Annotated in this window: 12 protein-coding genes and 1 pseudogene; 1 reads left to right on the top strand and 12 read right to left on the bottom strand. The window is 75.1% G+C overall.

The features are described 5' to 3' along the window. Window positions 1–18: 18 nt before the first annotated feature. From IEX37_RS14330 to IEX37_RS14295, 8 genes and pseudogenes are all read right to left on the bottom strand, one after another. The gene (locus IEX37_RS14330; RefSeq protein WP_188757016.1) at window positions 19–1,473 is read right to left on the bottom strand and encodes a lipase maturation factor family protein; all 1,455 of its coding nucleotides are present in this window, start codon (window positions 1,471–1,473) and stop codon (window positions 19–21) included. Window positions 1,474–1,920: 447 nt separating this feature from the next. Then, on the bottom strand, window positions 1,921–2,526 hold the full coding sequence (locus tag IEX37_RS14325; RefSeq protein ID WP_188757014.1) for a hypothetical protein: 606 nt from the start codon (window positions 2,524–2,526) through the stop codon (window positions 1,921–1,923). Between the two features lie 86 nt (window positions 2,527–2,612). Then, window positions 2,613–2,798: a hypothetical protein gene (locus IEX37_RS14320; RefSeq protein ID WP_188757013.1), complete on the bottom strand. Its 186-nt coding sequence runs from the start codon at window positions 2,796–2,798 to the stop codon at window positions 2,613–2,615. Window positions 2,799–2,844: 46 nt separating this feature from the next. Further along, complete coding sequence (locus IEX37_RS14315; RefSeq protein WP_188757011.1) at window positions 2,845–5,910, bottom strand: AAA family ATPase; 3,066 nt, start codon at window positions 5,908–5,910, stop codon at window positions 2,845–2,847. Beyond that, window positions 5,907–7,094 (bottom strand): exonuclease SbcCD subunit D, encoded by a 1,188-nt coding sequence (locus IEX37_RS14310; RefSeq protein ID WP_188757010.1) that lies wholly within the window; start codon window positions 7,092–7,094, stop codon window positions 5,907–5,909. The genes IEX37_RS14315 and IEX37_RS14310 overlap by 4 nt, the downstream gene beginning before the upstream one ends. A 137-nt stretch (window positions 7,095–7,231) precedes the next feature. Next, window positions 7,232–7,528: a GNAT family N-acetyltransferase gene (locus IEX37_RS14305; RefSeq protein WP_188757008.1), complete on the bottom strand. Its 297-nt coding sequence runs from the start codon at window positions 7,526–7,528 to the stop codon at window positions 7,232–7,234. Between the two features lie 64 nt (window positions 7,529–7,592). Beyond that, window positions 7,593–9,767, bottom strand: coding sequence for an MMPL family transporter (locus tag IEX37_RS14300; RefSeq protein WP_188757006.1), 2,175 nt, complete (start codon window positions 9,765–9,767; stop codon window positions 7,593–7,595). Window positions 9,768–9,883: 116 nt separating this feature from the next. Continuing rightward, window positions 9,884–10,315 (bottom strand): annotated as a pseudogene (locus tag IEX37_RS14295) (pyrimidine dimer DNA glycosylase/endonuclease V); the annotation flags it as partial. Between the two features lie 406 nt (window positions 10,316–10,721). Here IEX37_RS14295 and IEX37_RS14290 point away from each other — a divergent pair. After that, window positions 10,722–11,519, top strand: coding sequence for a winged helix-turn-helix domain-containing protein (locus tag IEX37_RS14290; protein ID WP_188757005.1), 798 nt, complete (start codon window positions 10,722–10,724; stop codon window positions 11,517–11,519). Between the two features lie 186 nt (window positions 11,520–11,705). On the opposite strand, the gene IEX37_RS14285 is transcribed toward IEX37_RS14290, so the two are convergent. The 4 genes from IEX37_RS14285 to IEX37_RS14270 are packed head-to-tail and all read right to left on the bottom strand — an operon-like array spanning window position 11,706 to window position 17,413. Beyond that, window positions 11,706–12,329, bottom strand: coding sequence for a hypothetical protein (locus tag IEX37_RS14285; RefSeq protein ID WP_188757002.1), 624 nt, complete (start codon window positions 12,327–12,329; stop codon window positions 11,706–11,708). Beyond that, window positions 12,326–13,126, bottom strand: a complete 801-nt coding sequence (locus IEX37_RS16080; protein ID WP_188757001.1) for a sortase family protein — start codon at window positions 13,124–13,126, stop codon at window positions 12,326–12,328. Before IEX37_RS16080 ends, IEX37_RS14285 begins: the two co-directional genes overlap by 4 nt. Next, the gene (locus IEX37_RS14275) at window positions 13,117–16,425 is read right to left on the bottom strand and encodes a protein kinase domain-containing protein (protein ID WP_188756999.1); all 3,309 of its coding nucleotides are present in this window, start codon (window positions 16,423–16,425) and stop codon (window positions 13,117–13,119) included. The genes IEX37_RS16080 and IEX37_RS14275 overlap by 10 nt, the downstream gene beginning before the upstream one ends. A gap of 13 nt (window positions 16,426–16,438) precedes the next feature. Continuing rightward, a complete protein-coding gene (locus tag IEX37_RS14270; protein WP_188756998.1) occupies window positions 16,439–17,413 on the bottom strand; it encodes a hypothetical protein in 975 nt (324 codons plus the stop codon). Between the last annotated feature and the right edge of the window lie 149 nt (window positions 17,414–17,562).

The following is a 17,562-nucleotide window of genomic DNA, read 5'->3' as shown; positions in this document are numbered from 1 at the left end:
CGACCCGGGCGACGGGGCTCAGTCGTCCGGCAGGCCGACCGGAGGCACGATCACCCGGCGCCGGTCGCGGATCCAGTGCACGCCGTGCTCGCGCCGCTCGGCACGTGTCGCGAACCGGTAGCGGTACGACACCACGCGCACGGATCGCGGCCGCCGCCCGTCGAACGGGTCGTGCGCGAGCAGCCGCAGCGTGGGGCGGTCGGCCTCCAGCAGCCGGACGAGCAGCGCACGGAACCAGTCCTCGAGCGAGCGCCCGAGCGGCAGGAACCACATCATCCAGTCGAGCCGCAGGTGATACGGCGCGAACTGCCGCGGGCGCCGGCGCTCGTCGCCCGGCTTGCCCTTGAAGCCGTACTCGCGCCAGTCCGCGGTGTCGGGATCCGCGTCGGGCGTGCCCTCGACGATCCATTCGATCCGCTCCTTGGTCACCGTGCCGAACGCGCCGTAGGCGTTGGCGAGGTTCCAGCGGTTGAAGCTCGCGTTCATGAGCTGATCACGCGCGAACAGGTTGCGCGCCGGGCGCCAGCTCAGCACCGCGTACAGCGCGGTGACGGCGAGCGTGACGATCAGCCACCACAGCGGGATGTCGGCGGTGGGCGCCGGCACGGCCGGCACGGCGATCGCGGAGGCGCCCAGCACGATGGTGGCCCAGTTCAGCCACGCGAAGTTGCCGGTCACGACGAGCCACAGCTGCGAGGCGATCACGATGGCCCCCGCGACGGTGCCGATCAGCTGCGGCACGGCATCCGGCAGCCACAGGCCCAGCAGCGGGGCGAAGAGGAACCAGGGCACGATCAGCTGCGCGACGTGGTTGCCCAGCACCTCGCCCTTGTGCACCCAGCGGGGCAGCAGGTGCGCCTGACGGCTGAACGGGCCCGGCATCGGCTGGGTCTCGTGGTGGTACGTGAGCGCCGTGAGGTCGCGCCACTCGCGACCGCCGCGCATCTTGATCATCCCGGCGCCGAACTCCAGCCGGAACAGCAGCCACCAGAACAGCACGATGACGTGCGTCGGCGGGGGCTGGTCCTGCGACCCGAGGAAAGCGGCGAGGAACCCCGCCTCGAGCAGCAGCATCTCCCAGCCGAAGCCGTAGAACGTCTGCCCGATGGACGCCACCGACATGTACCCCAGCCAGAGGGCGAGGAAGCACAGCATGGGCAGCCACGGCGGGCCGAGCTGCGGCAGGCCGGCCACGAGCAGCCCGGCCAGGACGATCCCGCCCGCGCACAGCGCCACCAGCCGGCGATCGGTGTACCGGATGTACCGGAACAGGGTGGGCCGCAGCATGCGCTTCGCCCGGTCGGACGACCGCGCCCACGCCAGCAGCTCGGGCGCGGGCAGCAGCCCCCGCTCGCCCAGCAGCGGCCGGAACTGGTTCAGGGTCGAGACGAACGCGATGAGGAACAGCGCCGCGATGCCCCGCTGCAGCACCTCGCGCGCGACCCAGAAGTCGACAGCCGCGAACCCGTCCATGCGCTCAGGCTATGCGCGCCGCGCGGTGTCGGGCTCGGTTTCGACTCCGCCGCTGCGCGGCTCCGCTCAACCCGTTTCGACTTCGCGGCTGCGCCGCTCCGCTCAACGAGCGGGAGAGCGCGCACCCGCTCGTTGAGCGGAGCGAAGCGGAGTCGAAACGGGTTGAGCGAGCGAAGCGAGTCGAAACCGACCCCCACCCCCCTACCCTTACCCACCCACCTGAACCCGGTGCGAGCGAAGCGAGCGTGCGGGCGCGAGTGCGCCCGCCAACCAGGCGCGAAGCGCCGGCGCGCGAAGCAAAGCGAAGCGCCTCCCTCGCGGAGCGGCCCCTTGGGGCCCGACGCGTGGGAGAAAAAAGAAACACACCCCTACCCCGCTCGTTGAGCGGAGCGAAGCGGAGTCGAAACGGGTTGAGCGAGCGAAGCGAGTCGAAACCGACCCCCACCCCTACCCCAACGGGGCGTCCGCGTCGCCGCCGGGCTCGGCGCGGTCGCGGAGGCCGATGCGGTCCGGGACCTCGAAGGCGAGGCCCGGCAGCCACGTCGCGGGCTCCGGCCAGGGGCGGGATGCGGGCAGCGCCTTGAGCAGCCCGCGCACGGCGGCGTCGAGGGGCGAGTCGGGTGTGCGCGCGGGGAGGATGCGGCGCGGCGCGCGGTGGCCGAGGGCGCCGCACCACCAGTGCCGCCACGTGTCGGGCGCGTCCTCCGGCTCGAGCACGATGTAGTAGTCGGGCATGAGGGCGGTGCCGCCCGCGAAGTGCGCGAGCGCCTGCTCGATCTCGACCTCGAGCACGCCGAGCGTGGATCGCTCCTCGAAGAGCTCGACCCAGGCGGCGGCGACGTGCTGGAGGGGGTCGGCGTCGTGGACGATCCACGGGCGCGTGGCGGCCGCGATGCGGTGCGCGGCGATCGCCGGTTCCGTGTCTCGCAGCGAGAGCGTCTCGACGCCCTCGAGCCCTTCGAGGTTCGCGAGCACGCGCTCGGCCGCCGAGGGGTCGGAGGCGGGTCCGACGACGCTGACGATGGTTCCTGGGGTTCCTGTCGTGTTCGCCATGCCCCACTGTATGACCGATGCCGGCCGACAGGGGAAGCCCCTTGCCGCGATCGCTCAGCCCGGATCCGGGATCCGGGTCGCGCGGGTCAGCTGGTGCGGTCGGATCGCTTGAACAGGGCCCGCAGGGCGAAGAACACGATGACGGCGACGACCGCGACCGCGCCGAGCTTGGCGACCCAGAACATGAGGCGGAACAGCGCCTCGATCACGAACCAGGCGATCATCACGGCGGCGATCACGCCCAGGACGGTCCAGATCGAGCTGTTCTTCATGCCTCCAGCGTAGAGCGTCGGCGGGGCCGGAATGGCCGCCCGCGGTTCAGACGGTCAGCGCGGCGTCCTGGGTCACGACGCTCCAGCCCTGCGGCGTCTGCTCGACGCGCAGCTGCGCGGGGATCTGCTCCTTCATCGCCTCGACGTGGCTGATGACGCCCACGGTGCGGCCGCCCTGGCGCAGCTCGTCGAGCGTGCGCATCGCGGTGTCGAGCGTCTCGGCGTCGAGCGACCCGAACCCCTCGTCGATGAAGAGCGTGTCGAGGCGGATGCCGCCGGCGCGGCTGGTGACGACCTCGGCCAGGCCCAGCGCGAGGGCGAGGGAGGCCAGGAACGTCTCGCCGCCGGACAGGGAGTGCGGGGGCCGCGCCCGTCCGGTGAAGCGGTCCATGACCTCGAGGCCGAGGCCGGACGCGGCGCCGCGGGCGGCGAGCGCGTCGGTGTGCTGCAGCAGGTAGCGGTCGCCGGACATCTCGGCGAGGCGGAGGTTCGCGGCAGCGACGATCTCCTCGAGCTCGGCGGCGAGCACGAAGGTCTCGAGCTTCATGCGCTTGGCGTTGGGGGCGCGCCCGGCGACCGTGTCGGCGAGGCGGCGGATCGCGGCGGCCTCCTCCTCGAGGGCGGCGATCTTCTCGTGCTCGGAGCGGATGCGCTCGACGCCGTCCTCGAGCGCGCGGGCGCGTTGGGCGGCCTCGGTGTGCGCCTTGACGGCGTCGCCCCATGCGGCCTTGGCCGCCGCGAGGGCGAGCTCGCTCTCGACCGTGTCGATGGGCTCCTCGGGCAGGATCTCCAGCTCGAGGTCCATGAGCGTGGCCTTGGTGGCCGCGAGGGCGGCGTCGTGCTCGCGGATGCGCGCGTCGAGCGCGGCGCGCTCGGCCGCATCGCGCAACGCGGCGAGCGCGGCGTCCGCGCTGTCGAAGCCGGCCGCCTCGACCGCCTCCTGCAGCCGGTCGCGCGCGTCCACGGCGGTCGCCTCGGCCCGCACGGCCGCGCGCTGTGCCTCGGCGTACGCCGTGGCGAGCGCGACGAGGCGGTGCTCGACGTCGATGCGCGCGGCGACCGACGCGAAGGCGCCGCGCGCGGCGGCCACCGCCGAGCGATCGCGCTCGAGCGCCTCGGCGCCGGCGGCGATCCGCGCGTCCAGGTCGCTGCGCTCGGCGATCAGCGCGGCGCGCCGGTCGTCCTGCTGCTGCCGCTCGGTCTCCAGCCGCGTGCGCTCGGCCGCGAGGCGCTCGCGCTCGGCGGCGGCGTCCTCCGCGGCGGTCAGTCCGGCCCGCGCCGCTGCGATCTCGGCCTCGAGGTCCGCGGCGGCGCGCCCGCCGGCGCGGCCCTCGGCCTCGCGCAGGGCGAGCTCGGCGGCGCGGCGCGCCCCGGCGGCGGCGTCCTCGGCCTGCACGGCGTCGGCGCGGTCCCGCTCGGCCGCGTCGATCGCGTCGGACGTGACGGGGTCGTGGCGGCGTGGCGCGGGCGACGGGTGCTCGGTGGCCCCGCACACCGCGCACGGCTCGCCGTCGGCGAGCTGCTCGGCGAGCTCCCCGGCGATGTCGGCGATGCGGCGGCGGTGGAGCTCGTCCAGCCGCGCCTCCGCGGCGTCCTTGCGCGCCTTCGCCTCCTGCGCGGCCGCGACGGCGGCGGCGTAGGCCGCGGCGAGGTCGGCGACGGCGCGTGCGGCGTCGAGCTGCGCCTCCCGCAGCGCCAGGGCCTGCCGATGCGATTCGGCGGTCGCGGCCGTGGCCGTGGCGCGGTCGAGCGCCTCTTCGATCCGCTCCCGCTCGGCCGGCAGCGCGGCGGCGCGCTCCTCGATGCGCGCGGCCCGCGCGGCCGCGTCCGCGGCGCGCTCCCGCAGGTCGGCGAGCGCGGCGGCCGCGTCGTCGAGCCCGGCCTCCACGTCGCGCACGGGCTGCCAGGCGCCGATGCGCTGCTGGGCGGCCGAGACGTACGCGTCCAGCGCCTCCGGGTCGGCCGGCGAGGGCGCGTCATCCTCGACCTCGCCGCGCATCTCCCACGCGGCGCGCGCAGCGTCGAGGGCATCGTTCGCGGCCTCCAGCGCGGCGAGCGCCCGTAGCGCGCCGTCGCGGGCGGCGCGCACGGGCTCGGCGCGCTGGGCGGCATCGAGCTCGGCGCGGAGCGCGTCGATCGCGGTGGCCTCGGCGTCGAGCCCGGCGAGGGTCGCGCGCGCCGTGTCGCGCCGGCGCTGCTTGTCCCGCCGCGCCGTGCGGGCGCCGTGCTCGGCCTCGGCGGCCGCATGGGCCTTGGCCGTCTCCTGCTCGGCGGCGTCCGCCTCCTCGGCGACGTGCCGCGCGCGCAGCGCGGCGCGCTCCAGCCGGGCGATGCGCTCGGCCAGCCCGGGCTCGCTCCCGGCGGCCGCCGCCTCCGCCCGTGCGCCGTCTCCACCCTCGGTTTCGCCCGTCGCGATACCCGCGTCGATCCCCGCGTCGAGGATGCCCGCCGCGGTGTGCTCGGCCTGCTCGATCCGGGCGATCAGCGCCTGGCTCCCCCGCTCGACGTGCGCGACGGCGTCCTTGCGGCGCTGCTCGAGCGCGGCCGTGTAGTCCTCGAAGCGCTGCGTGCCGAACAGCGTGCGCAGCAGCGCCTGGCGCTCGTCGTTGCGCGCGAGGAGGAACCGCGCGAAGCGGCCCTGCGCGAGCAGGATCACCTGGAGGAACTGCTGCTGGCTGAGCCCGATGACCTCGTCGACGAGGTGGGCGACGTCCACGGGGCGCGCGGCGCGCCCCTCCCACGCGCCGTCGACGCGCTCGAACATCCGGGCGGTGGCGGCCTGGGGGGTCATCCCGTCGCCGCGCTTCTTGGGGCGCAGGTAGTCGGGGCTGCGCTCGATGCGCCACGTCCGCCCGCCGGTGGTGAACTCGAGCGCGACCTCCGTGCGGTCGTCGGGCTCGGCGTGGTCGCTGCGGAGGCGCTTCTCACCCTCCTCGTATCGCGGCGCCGATCCGTAGAGCGCGAAGCAGACGGCGTCGAGGATGCTCGACTTGCCCGCGCCCGTGCGCCCGGAGATGAGGAAGATGCCGTCGCCGGCATACGCGTCGAGGTCGATCTCCTGCCGGGCGCGGAACGGCCCGAACCCCTCGATCTCGATGCGCTGGATCCTCATGCGCCCACCACCGCCGGGCTGTCGGCGCGCTCCTCCGCCGCGCGCCGCGAGACCACGTCGGCGATGACCGCGGTCTCGCTCTCCGTCGCGCCCTCGCCCTCGCGCACGTGCGCCAGGAACGTCTCGATGAGCTCGTTGTCGGAGCGGGATGCGGCGACGCGCGCGCGGTAGCTGAGCCCGTCGTCCTCGGGACGGTTCTGCGGATCCGGCTGGATGGTCGCGCAGTGGGGGAACCGCTGCTGCAGGCGGCGCATCGGCTCGGGCTGGGGCGTGGCGTCGGTCAGGACGGCGCACACCCACGCGTCGACGTGCGCCTCGTGCGCGGGGGCGGCCAGCAGCTCGTCGAGCGTGCCGCGGAGCGTCACGAGCGGGCGCGGCACGGGCAGGTCGAGCCACTCGACGCTCGCGAGCCCGTCGGCGTCCAGGTCGACGAGCCAGGACCCGCGGGGCTTGCCGGCCTCGCTGAAGCTGTAGTGCAGCGGCGCGCCGCTGTAGCGGACGTGCTCGGCCAGGCGCGAGCGCCCGTGGATGTGCCCGAGCGCCACGTAGTCGGGACCCTCGAACGCCGACAGCGGCACGACGTCCAGCGATCCCTGCCGCAGGTCCTGCCGGATCTCCCGCTCGACCCCGGGGCTGGCCTCCACGCCCGCCGCGAAGCAGTGCGCCGCGACGACCGACCGTCCGCCGCGCGCCGCGCGGTCGGCCGCGACGAGGCCCATGGCGTGCGTGAGCGCCTGCTCCTGCGTGCGCAGCCCGCCGGTCTGCCACACCGAGCGCACGACGATCGGCTCCAGATACGGGATGCCGTAGAAGTGCACGGGCCCGTGCTCGTCGTGGAGCGTCACGGGCGTGCCGACCGTCGCGGGATCCGTGATCACGTGGATCCCGTCCCGCAGCAGCGGCGCCAGGAAGCCCAGCCGCGCGGCGTTGTCGTGGTTGCCGCTCGTGAGCACGATCTGCGCGCCCGTGGCGCCCAGGTCGCGCAGCACGTCCGTCAGCAGGGTGTAGCAGCTCGCGGCGGGCGTCGCGGAGTCGAACACGTCGCCCGCGATCACGACGACGTCCACCGCGTTCTCGCGCACCTGCTCGGTCAGCGTGGCGAGCACGCCGCGCAGCGCATCGAGGGTCTGATGGCCGTGGAACGACCGCCCGATGTGCCAGTCCGAGGTGTGCAGGATCCGCATACCACCCACGGTAAGGACGGCCTCCGACATTGCCCGTCAGGCGCCGCGCGGGTCGCGCACACGGGCCCGGCGCCCGCCGCGCGGGTCGCGCACACGGGCCCGCAGCCCGCCGCGCACGCGGGCCCGCCGCCCGGGGGTCAGCCCGCGCGCTGCTCGAGGATGCCGGCGCGCTCGGGGTGCTCGGCGAACCAGTCCGAGACGTACCAGCACACCGGCAGCACCGTGCGGTTGCCGGCCGCCTCGAGGTCGGCGACGGCCCGCTCGGTGATCTCGCCCGCGTAGCCGTGCCCGCGGAACGCCGGGATCGTGTACGCCCGCGTGAGCGCGACCGTGCGTCCGTTGTCGCGGTAGTCGAGCACGCTGACGAGGTCGTCACCCCGCCGCAGCTCGTAGCGCGAGGCGTCCTTGTCGTTGGTGAACGTCAGTTCAGTCACGACGCCAGGGTACGTCCTCCCGGCGCTGCGCGGATCCGCCCCACGACGGATCCGGCGCAATCGGTCAGCGGGCGCGGGCGAGGCGCGAGGGCCACCAGATCGCGCGGCCGATGTCGGTCGCGAGCGCGGGCACGAGCAGCGAGCGCACCACGAACGTGTCGAGCAGCACCCCGAACGCCACGATGAACGCGATCTGCACCAGGAACAGCACGGGGATCACCGCGAGCGCCGTGAACGTCGCCGCGAGCACGAGGCCCGCCGACGTGATGATGCCGCCGGTGAGCCGCAGCCCGCGCAGCACGCCCTCGCGCGTGCCGTGCGCGAGGGCCTCCTCCCGCACGCGCGACATCAGGAAGATGTTGTAGTCGATCCCGAGCGCCACGAGGAACACGAAGCCGTACAGCGGCACGGCGGGGTCGGCGCCGGGGAACCCGAGCACGTGCGTGAACACGACGCCCGCGACGCCCATCGCCGTGCCGAACGACAGCACCGTGGTCGCCACGAGCAGCACGGGCGCGAGCACCGACCGCAGCAGCAGCATCAGGATCGCCAGGATGACCACGAGCACGAGCGGCACGATCAGCGTGCGGTCGCGGATGGACGCGTCGTTCGTGTCGACGTCCGTCGCCGTCACGCCGCCGACGAGGGCGTCCGGCACGGTGTCGTCGAACGCGGCGCGCAGCGCGCGGACGGTGTCCTCCGCGGCGGCCGAGTCCGCGGCGTCGGTCAGCGTCGCCTGCAGCAGCACCGCGCCGTCCGACACGACGGGCTCGGGCGCCGGCGTGCCCGGCGGCCCGAACGCGCCGATCCCGTCCTCGGTGACGGGGGCGGTCCGGCCGCTGCGGTCCACCGCGACCGCGACGTCCGCGATCCCGTCGTCCGCGAGCAGCACGGCCACGGCCTCGTCCATGCGGTCCTCGGGCACGAGCACCGACGCGGGGCTGCCGGATCCGTCCGGGAAGTGCTCGCCCAGCACGCGCTGGCCCTCGCGCGCCTCGGACGCACCCAGCACGAGCTCCGACTGCGGCACGCCGGAGGCCTGCAGCTGCGTCACGCCGACGCACCCGAGGGCCAGGACGGCCGCCGTGGCGATCCAGATCGGCCGGGGGCGCCGCGCGATCCACGCGGCCAGGCGCGCCCACACGCCCGTGCCGCCCGCCTCCGGGGCGTGCGGGTCGTAGGCGGGCCGGCGCGGCCAGAACGCCGCGCGCCCGCACAGCAGCAGGATCGACGGCAGCAGCGTCAGCGCCGACAGCATCGCGAAAACGATGCCGATCGAGGCGACCGGGCCGAGCGAGCTGTTGGAGCGCAGGTCGCTCAGCAGCAGGCACAGCAGCCCGGCGATCACGGTGCCGCCCGATGCCGCGATCGGCTCGATCGATCCGCGCAGTGCCCGCAGCGTCGCCGTCCACGGGCGCGGGGTGCGCACGAGCTCGTCCCGGTACCGGGCGACGTACAGCAGCGCGTAGTCGGTCGCGGCGCCGATCACCAGGATGAACAGGATGCCCTGGGTCTGCCCGCTCAGCAGCAGGACGTCGGCGTGGGCGAGCCACCAGACGGTCAGCAGCGCGACGCACAGCGCGAACATGCTCGTGGCGAGCACCGCGACAGGCAGCAGCAGCGACCGGTACACGAGCACGAGGATGACCAGCACCGCGGCGAGCGCGACGCCCAGCAGCAGGCCGTCGATGCCGGCGAACGCCGAGGTGAGGTCGCTCGTGAAGCCCGCCGGCCCGGTCACGAACACCGCCACGCCGGCGGGCGCGCCCGCGGCCAGCGTCTCGCGCAGCTCGGCGGTCGCCTCGCCGACGCCGGCCGCCCCGTCCAGCGGCACGAACGCCTGCGCGGCGAGGCCGTCCTCGGACGGGATCGGCGGCGATACCTCGCCCGCGACGGCGGCCGTGTCGGCGGCGTCGGCGAGCGCGGTCGCGATGGCCTCGAGGTCCTGCGGCGTCAGCTCGTCGTCGGCGGCGAAGACCACCACGGCGGGGATCGCGTCGCCGTCCGCGAAGCCCGACAGCCGCTCCTGCACCTCGGTCGCCTCGGCCGTCGCGGGCAGGTACGCCGTGCGGTCGTTGGACGACACCTCGTCCACCCGCCCGAAGTACGGACCGCCGATCGCCGCGGCCGCGAACCACACGACGATCAGCACGGACGGCAGCAGCACGCGCAGCCAGGCGGGCGGCGCCGCCGGCGGCGCCTCGGATCGCGCCTCGCGGCGGGTGCGGGGGATGCTCATGCGGCTCCTCGGGCTGGGGGCGACTCGGGGCGAGCGGGTGGCTCCGGACGGGGTGACTCGGGACGGGGCGACTCGGGACGGGGCGGTTCGGGACGGGCCGGTTCGGCCGGCGGGGCGGCGCGCTCCCACGCCGCGACCGGGCCGGGGACGACGACGAACAGCGGGTGCGCGCGGGGCGCACCGTGCCGCCGGTTGCGCGCGTGGACCTCGGGCGCCCGCGCCGCGAGCTTGTCCTGGAGGTGCCGCCACTCGAACTCGAGCTGCCCCGACGGCAGCGGGATCCGCGCGACCGGCGTGCCGGGCATCCGCACGATGCGGGTCGCGTCGAAGCGGTAGCCGCGCCGCAGGGCCTCCTCGCGGACGCCCGCGAGGTACGCGCCGACCGCGGCGAGCGGATCCGCGTGCTCCCGGAACCGGACCAGCTGCGGGTGTGCCGTGTAGCCGCGCGTGCCGCCGCCCAGTACCGCCTGGGCCAGCAGCGCCTCGCGCCAGCACGCGGTCAGCCCCTGCCGGTCCAGCAGGCCCGGGTGCAGCGACCACAGCCTCATGTCGGCACCCTGTCATCTTTCGTCACAGCGGCACGACAGCGGGCCGCCAGGTTGACATATGACGACACGCCCGGTCACAATGGGGCCCATGCCTGCTCACGCCACGCTTCTGTCCGCCCGGGAGGCGAACGGGACTGCCGGGATGATGATGCCCGGTCGCGCTGGCATGTGCTGTCGAATGTGTCGCTGAGCAGAGACTCGCTGCGCGTCCTCACGGACCCGGCTCTCACCGCCGCTGGATGCCGCGGTGATGGAGCCCGAAGCGACGGAATCCCCGCGCTTCGCCCCGCCGAACGGTGCCCCCGGCACCCGGCACAGGCCTTCGCCATCTGAGCGCGAACGCCGCCCCCGACGCACAGACGCACCCGGATCCGGATCCGCGGTGCCGCCCCGAAGGATCATCCCCATGTCGAACACCTCCGCCCTCCTCGACCGCCCCGCCGCCCGTCCGTCCGCCCGCCCCGCCGCCCGTCCGTCCACCGCTCCGTCGGCCGCGGATGCCGGTGGCCGCCCGGTGCGTCACCTCCGTCCGCTGCCCCAGCTGGTCGATCCGCGGTCCGACGCGGTCGCCGAGCCGGCGGATGCGGCCTCGTCCTCCAAGCCGAACGTGGCGCCGCGCGGCTTCGCCCTGTACGTGGGCCTGGACGAGCTGAAGGCCGCGGCCGACGGCGTGAGCCTGCCGGTACTGGTCGACGCCCTGCGCCGCACGCTCGCGGAGCTCGCACCGAGCGCCGAGACGTACGCCGCCGTGGCGCTCGCGCCGCAGCAGACCGGCGGCCGCGACGTGGACGTCGTGCGCCTCGCGCTGCACGAGCCCGGTGCGGTGGCCCGCACGAAGGCCGCGGCGGAGGAGCAGGCCGAGGCCGCCAAGGGCGTGGTCGTCGACATCTCGCGCAAGCGCGTCGTGATCGACGGCGAGTCGGCCGCCCTGACGTTCAAGGAGTTCGAGCTGCTGCAGTACCTCGTGCTGCGCGAGGGCCGCACGATCGAGCGCGCGGAGCTGGTGGCATCGCTGTGGGACGCCTCCGACGAGGACGCCCCGGGCGAGCGCACGATCGACGTGCACGTGCGCCGCCTGCGCTCGAAGCTCGGCGCGTTCCAGGACATCGTGCGCACGGTGCGCGGCGTCGGCTACCGCTTCGACCGCCACGCGGACGTCTCGGTCCGCTACGGCGCCGGCGCCCCCTCCCCCGACCGCTTCTGACCCCGGCCAGCACCCGCGACGGAGAAATGCACGGATGCGGATCGGATCCACGATTCCGATCCGCATCCGTGCATTTCTCCGAATCCGTGGCGTGACCCGCGGTCGTTGAGCGGAGCGAAGCGGAGTCGAAACGGGTTGAGCGAGCGGAGCGAGTCGAAACCGACCTCTATACCGCCGGGGGCGCCGTCAGGCGCCGGGGGCGGGGATGAGGGCGCCGCGGCGGTCGCGGCGGGGGGCGCGGGCTTCGCGGTGGAGGCGGAAGGTGGGCGGGGAGGCGGTGCCGAGCAGGTCGCCGGTCTCGGCTGGGAGGTTCGGACGCGCCGCGAGCGCGCGGAGCGCGTTGCGGGCGAGCACCGCCGCGCGGGCCGCGGGGCCGACCAGGCTCGCGCCCGTGAGGACGATGTCGTTGCCCCGCACGATCCAGAACGAGTGGCGCCCGGTGTCCGCCTCGCGCACGACCACCGCGGCGAGCCGGTCGGAGGCCACGAGCGTCTGCGCGTCGGCGACCGCGCGTTCCCCGCGACGGAAGTCCCGCACGCGCGCGGCCAGGCACACACCGTCGCGGCCCACCAGCTTCCACGTGAGCGATCTGCCGCGGCGCGCGACCCCCGGCGCACGGAACTCCACCGCGCGATGGTCCTCCTCGACCGGGGTCATGCGCAGCACGCGCTCGCGCACCGCCATCCTGTCGGCATGCTCAGCAGCACTGCTGAACAGCAGACGGACCGCCGAGCTCGGCCCCGGGGGCAACGGCTCACGCCGGATCGGTTCGAGTTCGGGGCTGGACAGCCCGTCGGGTTCGGTGCTCATCGTCCCCCTCCCTTCCTCAGTTGTGCCGTCACGAGCCGTGTCGTGCCGGTGTCCCAATAACAGGTCTGCAGAATCACATCGCCGGTCAGGCCGGCGGTCGCGACCGATACGTACTCGCCCGTGCGCACCTCACGGTCACCGGTGACGACGTACTCCCCGTCCAGACCGTGCGCGGTCAGGACGACGATGTCGCCCGGCTGCAGATCGAGCAGCACATCCCCGCCGCAGTAGTTGTGCGCGCCGACGATCGGCACATTCACCGCCTGGAAATCCATCCGCACCCACAGGCACTGATCGATCTCGGCCTGATAACCCAGCGCGTCGATATCGATCCGGATGCGCCGCGGCTCGACGGTGCCATCGGTCACCGACGGGGACGTGCGCGGGGTGCCGTCCGCGGGCGGGGTGCCGTTCTCGGGCGGTGCGGTGGTCTCGGGGGGCGCGGGATGCTGCGCGAGCCCGTCCGCTGGATCAGGTGCGGGCAGCGTATCGCCCGCCCCGTTACCAGCCGCAGACTCGCCCGCACCGGGCTCCCCCGCACCGGGATCACCGGACGGCGGCGCCTCAGCTTCCGCGTCCCCCGGGCTGGCCTCGGCCCCGGCGACGCGCTCGGGCGCGGCCGCCACGGCCGGCACCCCGCCCGACGCGACCGCGGGCGCCATCATCGCCCCCACCAGGCCCGCCGCGAGCACGGACAACACCACCGCCCGCCCCGCGGCCGCCGCCGCCCGCGCCCGGTGGTACGGGCCGAACGGATCGGTCCCGCCCGACACCCCTGCCCGGGCCATCACCGCCATCCCTCAGCCCACGCGGCATACTCATTCGCCGCCGCGGCGACCGCGTCGACGTACTCCTCCAGGTGGTTGTAACTGAACACCGCGGCCCGCCATCCCTCGACCGAGGTCATCGGACCGGACGCGCAGAGGTACCGCGCCGCCGCCAGCGCCGCATCATCGATCTGGTTCGGGTCCGCGATCCCGTCGCCGTCTCCGTCCGCGCCCCACCGCGACCACGTCTCCGGGATGAACTGCATCGGGCCCACGGCGCGGTCCCACACGGTGTCGCCGTCCCATGCGCCGCCGTCGGTGTCGCGGATCGCCATGACCCCGTTGCCGTCCAACGGGACGCCGAGGATCCGGGGCAGCACCCACCCGTCCTCCCCGACCACGGCACCACCGTGAGACCCGTGACCGGACTCGATCCGCCCGATCCCCGCGAGTGTGTTCCACCCGATCCCGCACGAGGGGTCCTCGGCGGACACGGTCAGGTGGGCTGCCGCGTACGCCACCAGCGCCCGCTCCGGGATCCCGGTCGCCGCCGCCACACCCGCCGCCCACTCCGGATCGATACGCGACACCGCCGACGAACCCGCCGCCGCCGGAGCGCCGGCTGCAGGGTCGGATCCGGTGCCGGTGGTCGTGCCGGTCACGTGCGATACCTCCACGCCGCCGGGCACCGCGCCGTCCAGCAGCCGCGCGCCCGGCGCGACCGCCGCCACGGCACGCTCGGGCACATCCAGACCCGTGTGCTGCACCAGCACCCCCGCACCGACCACAAGCACCGCGATCACCGCGAACAAACCGAAACGCCCCGAACGCTGCCCGGAGGCCGGCCCGAACGAGTCCGGGGTAGCACTCGGTTTCGACTCGCTCCGCTCGCTCAACCCGTTTCGACTCCGCTCCGCTCCGCTCAACGAGCAAGGGGCGGACTCCACCCGGGCGCCGCTCGAGGAGTCGGAAGACACCGGTCGTTGAGCGGAGCGGCGCAGCCGCGGAGTCGAAACGGGTTGAGCGGAGGCCGCGTCAGCGGCCGAAGTCGAAACCGACACCGGGGCGAACGGGTCCGGGGTAAGACCCGGTTTCGACTCGCTCCGCTCGCTCAACCCGTTTCGACTCCGCTCCGCTCCGCTCAACGAGCGAGAGGCAGACTCCCCCGGCGCGCCGCTCAACGAGCGACGGGTGGACTCCACCGGGGCGCCGGTCGACGAGCCGGGGGTGGACTCCACCGGGGCGCCGGTCGACGAGCGAGGGGTGGACTCCACCGGGGCGCCGCTCGAGGAGCCGGGGGTGGACTCCACCGGCGCGCCGCTCGAGGAGCCGGAAGGCACCGGTCGTTGAGCGGAGCGGCGCAGCCGCGGAGTCGAAACGGGTTGAGCGGAGGCCGCGTCAGCGGCCGGAGTCGAAACCGACGCCGGGCCGAACGGGTCCGAGGTAGAACCCGGTTTCGACTCGCTCCGCTCGCTCAACCCGTTTCGACTCCGCTTCGCTCCGCTCAACGAGCGAGGGGCGGACTTCCGCCGGGCTGCGGTCGAGGCGCGGGAGGCGGCGGGCAGGGCCTCGGGCGTGGGGGTGGGTTCCGTGGGGGTCGGGCCGGGCACCGGCGGCGGGTCGGGGACGGTGAGTGTGACGGTGACGCCCACGCGCAGCACGGTGCCCACGCCCGGCTCGACCGAGAGGACCACCTCGTCGGGGCGCGCGTCGGGGCGGGAGGCCTCGGCCGCGAAGCCGGCCGACTCGACCAGGGCGCGCGCCGCGGCGAGCGTGAGCCCGGCGACGTCGGGCACCTGGTGGCGTCCGCTGGCGACGGTCACATCGACCGCGGTGTCCGGCTCGACGCTCGCGCCACCCGCGGGCGCCTGGCCGAGCACCCGGTCGGCGGGCTCGGCGGAGTCGGCGCGCGTGACCTGCCCCAGGCGCAGCCCGCGGGCCGCCAGCGCCGCCTGCGCGTCCGCGAGGGTGCCGTGCAACACCGGCACGGTCACGACCTCCGGCTCGATCGGCTCGTCAGGCTCGGACGGCGGATCGGACGCCGGGACGCTCGGGGGCGGGGTCGTGGGCGGCGGGCTCGGGGACTCGGACGGCGACTCCGTCGGCTCCGGCGCCGCCGAGGCCGACGGGGACGGACCACCGGCCTGAGGCCCGTCGAGCGCAGAGACGCCGAGGGCACCGCCGATGGCCACCGCGACCACGACGACCGCGACGATCGCGCCCGCGAGCACACCCCCACCGCGCGGGGACGACGCCGGCTCAGGCACCTCCGCCTCCGCATGCAGATACCCCAGGTCGTCGGACGCACCGAGCGGCAGCACCTTCGTCGCCGGATCCGGCGCTCCCGGCGCCGTGAGCAGCGCCTCGGTGAGATCGCCGGGGCCCGCGGACCCGGACGGGGCGATGCCCGGACCCGCGGGAATCAGCGCCGCCACGGCCTCGGCCAGGGCGAAGCGGAACTCGCCCGCGTCACGGAACCGCCGCGCGGGCGTCTTCGTCATCGCCCGGGTCACGACCCGGTCCAGAGGCCGCGCCCCGGGCGCGAGGGCGGACGGCACTGGCGGCGGCGCCGACACGTGCGCCTCCAGCACATGCGCGACCGTCGCGCGCGGGAACGGCGGCTGCCCCGTCAACAGGAAATACAGCAACGCCCCCGCCTGATACAGATCCCCCGCGGCCCGCACCGGCAGGCCCTGCGCCTGCTCCGGCGACATGTAATGCGCATTGCCCAGCACCAGCCCACCGTCACCACGCTCGGCACGCAGAATGTCCCGCCCCAACGCATCCCGCCCCGTCGCATCCGCCAGCCCGAAGTCCACCAGCCGCACCTGATCCTCGGCGACCGGCCGCCCCTCGGCCGCCCCATGCAGCATCACATTCGCCGGCGACACGTCACGGTGCACGAGCCCCACCTCGTGAGCAGCGGCCAGACCCGCCAGCAGCCCCGACACCACCGCGGCCGCCTCCGCCGGCGGCAGCGGCCCCGTCCGCGCGACGCGGTCAGCGACACTGCCGCCATCCACGAGGTCCAGCGCGATCCACGCCATCGTCACCCCGCCGGCATCGTGCAGCCCCGACCCCCGCACCGCAGCGATGTTCGGATGCCGCAACCGCTCGGCCTCCCGCGCCTCCCGCAGGAACGCCTCCCGCGCGCGGTCGTCCGAGCACAGGTGCGGGTGCAGCACCTTCACCGCCACCCGCACCGGCGCCCCGCCCTCGCCCCGCTCGGCCAGGTCCTCCGCCGCGTACACCGACGCCGAACCACCCACGCCCAGCAGTTCGCCGATCCAGAACCGGCCGCCGAGCAGCTCCCCCGCGTGCTCGCTCATGGCGATGTCCGCTTCATGGTCGCTCCGCGAGCCGTCGGATGCTGGCGCGGCGCTGCAGCGCGGCGACCGTGCGCCGCGCCACGGCGGCGGCGATCGCGAGGGCCACGGCGACACCGGCCGCCGGCAGCAGCCAGGCGGGGTGCTCCGCCGCCGCGTCGCGCACCCCGGCAGCCGCGGGGGCAGGGGCGCCGGCGCCGCTGCGCTCGGGCTCGGAAGCGGCCGGGGCGGGCGGTGCCGACGCGTCGGCGGGCGGCGGGGGCGCGTCGTCGACGGGCGGCGCCTGGGGCGGGGCCGGCGGCTCCGGCGCGGGCTCGCCCGGCCCCGGGTCGGCGGGCGGCGGCGCGGGCAGCGCGGTCAGCGCGGGGCCGGGCACGATCTCGGCGGGCACGTCGGCGGGGTCGGTGTGGGGCGGCAGCACGACCAGCGGCACCATCGCGATGAAGTACCCCGGGCCGCCGTCCAGCGGGTCGGCGGTGAGGGCCAGGACGAAGCCCCCGCCGGTGCCGTCGGGCACGCGGTACTCGGTCCACATCTCGCGGACGTGCTCGCTGTACTCGGGGGCGGCGAGATCGACGGGCGCCCACGGCCCCGTGCCGCCCTCGAGGTCGGCCACGCGCACGAGCGTGGTGCGCAGGGTCGACCCGAGCGGGGGCATATCGCGGAAGACGAGCTTGGCGCGCACCTCGATCGTCTGCCCGGGGTTCAGCACGGCGACGCCCTCGTACCAGTTCGGGATGGCGCGGGTCGCGGTGTCGATGACGCGCGTCCACTCGCTGGGGGTGCTCGCGTAGTCGAGCCACTCCGGCGGCACGAGGGATTCGACGTACGCCGGCGGCACGGGCGTGACGTGGGCGACCGCGGTCGGCGCGGTGGTCGCCGCGGCGGCGCCGAGCAGGGACGACAGCGCGAGGGCGCCCGCGACGACCCGCGCGACGCGAGGCCGGGCCCCGGCGTCGCGTCGCGCGGTGTGGTCGACGGGCGTGCCCACGCGGTTACCCGAAGCGGCCGTTGACGTAGTCGTACGTGCGCTGGTCCTGGGGCTCGGAGAACATCGCCTCCGTGTCGCCGTGCTCCACGATCGCACCCGGGGTGCCCTGCGCGGCCAGGAAGAACGCGCACTGCTGGCTGACGCGCTGG

Source organism: Microbacterium album (assembly GCF_014643695.1).
GTDB lineage: Bacteria > Actinomycetota > Actinomycetes > Actinomycetales > Microbacteriaceae > Microbacterium > Microbacterium album.
The sequence above is the reverse complement of the archived record's forward strand: the minus strand, read 5'-3'. Positions and strand labels throughout refer to the sequence as shown.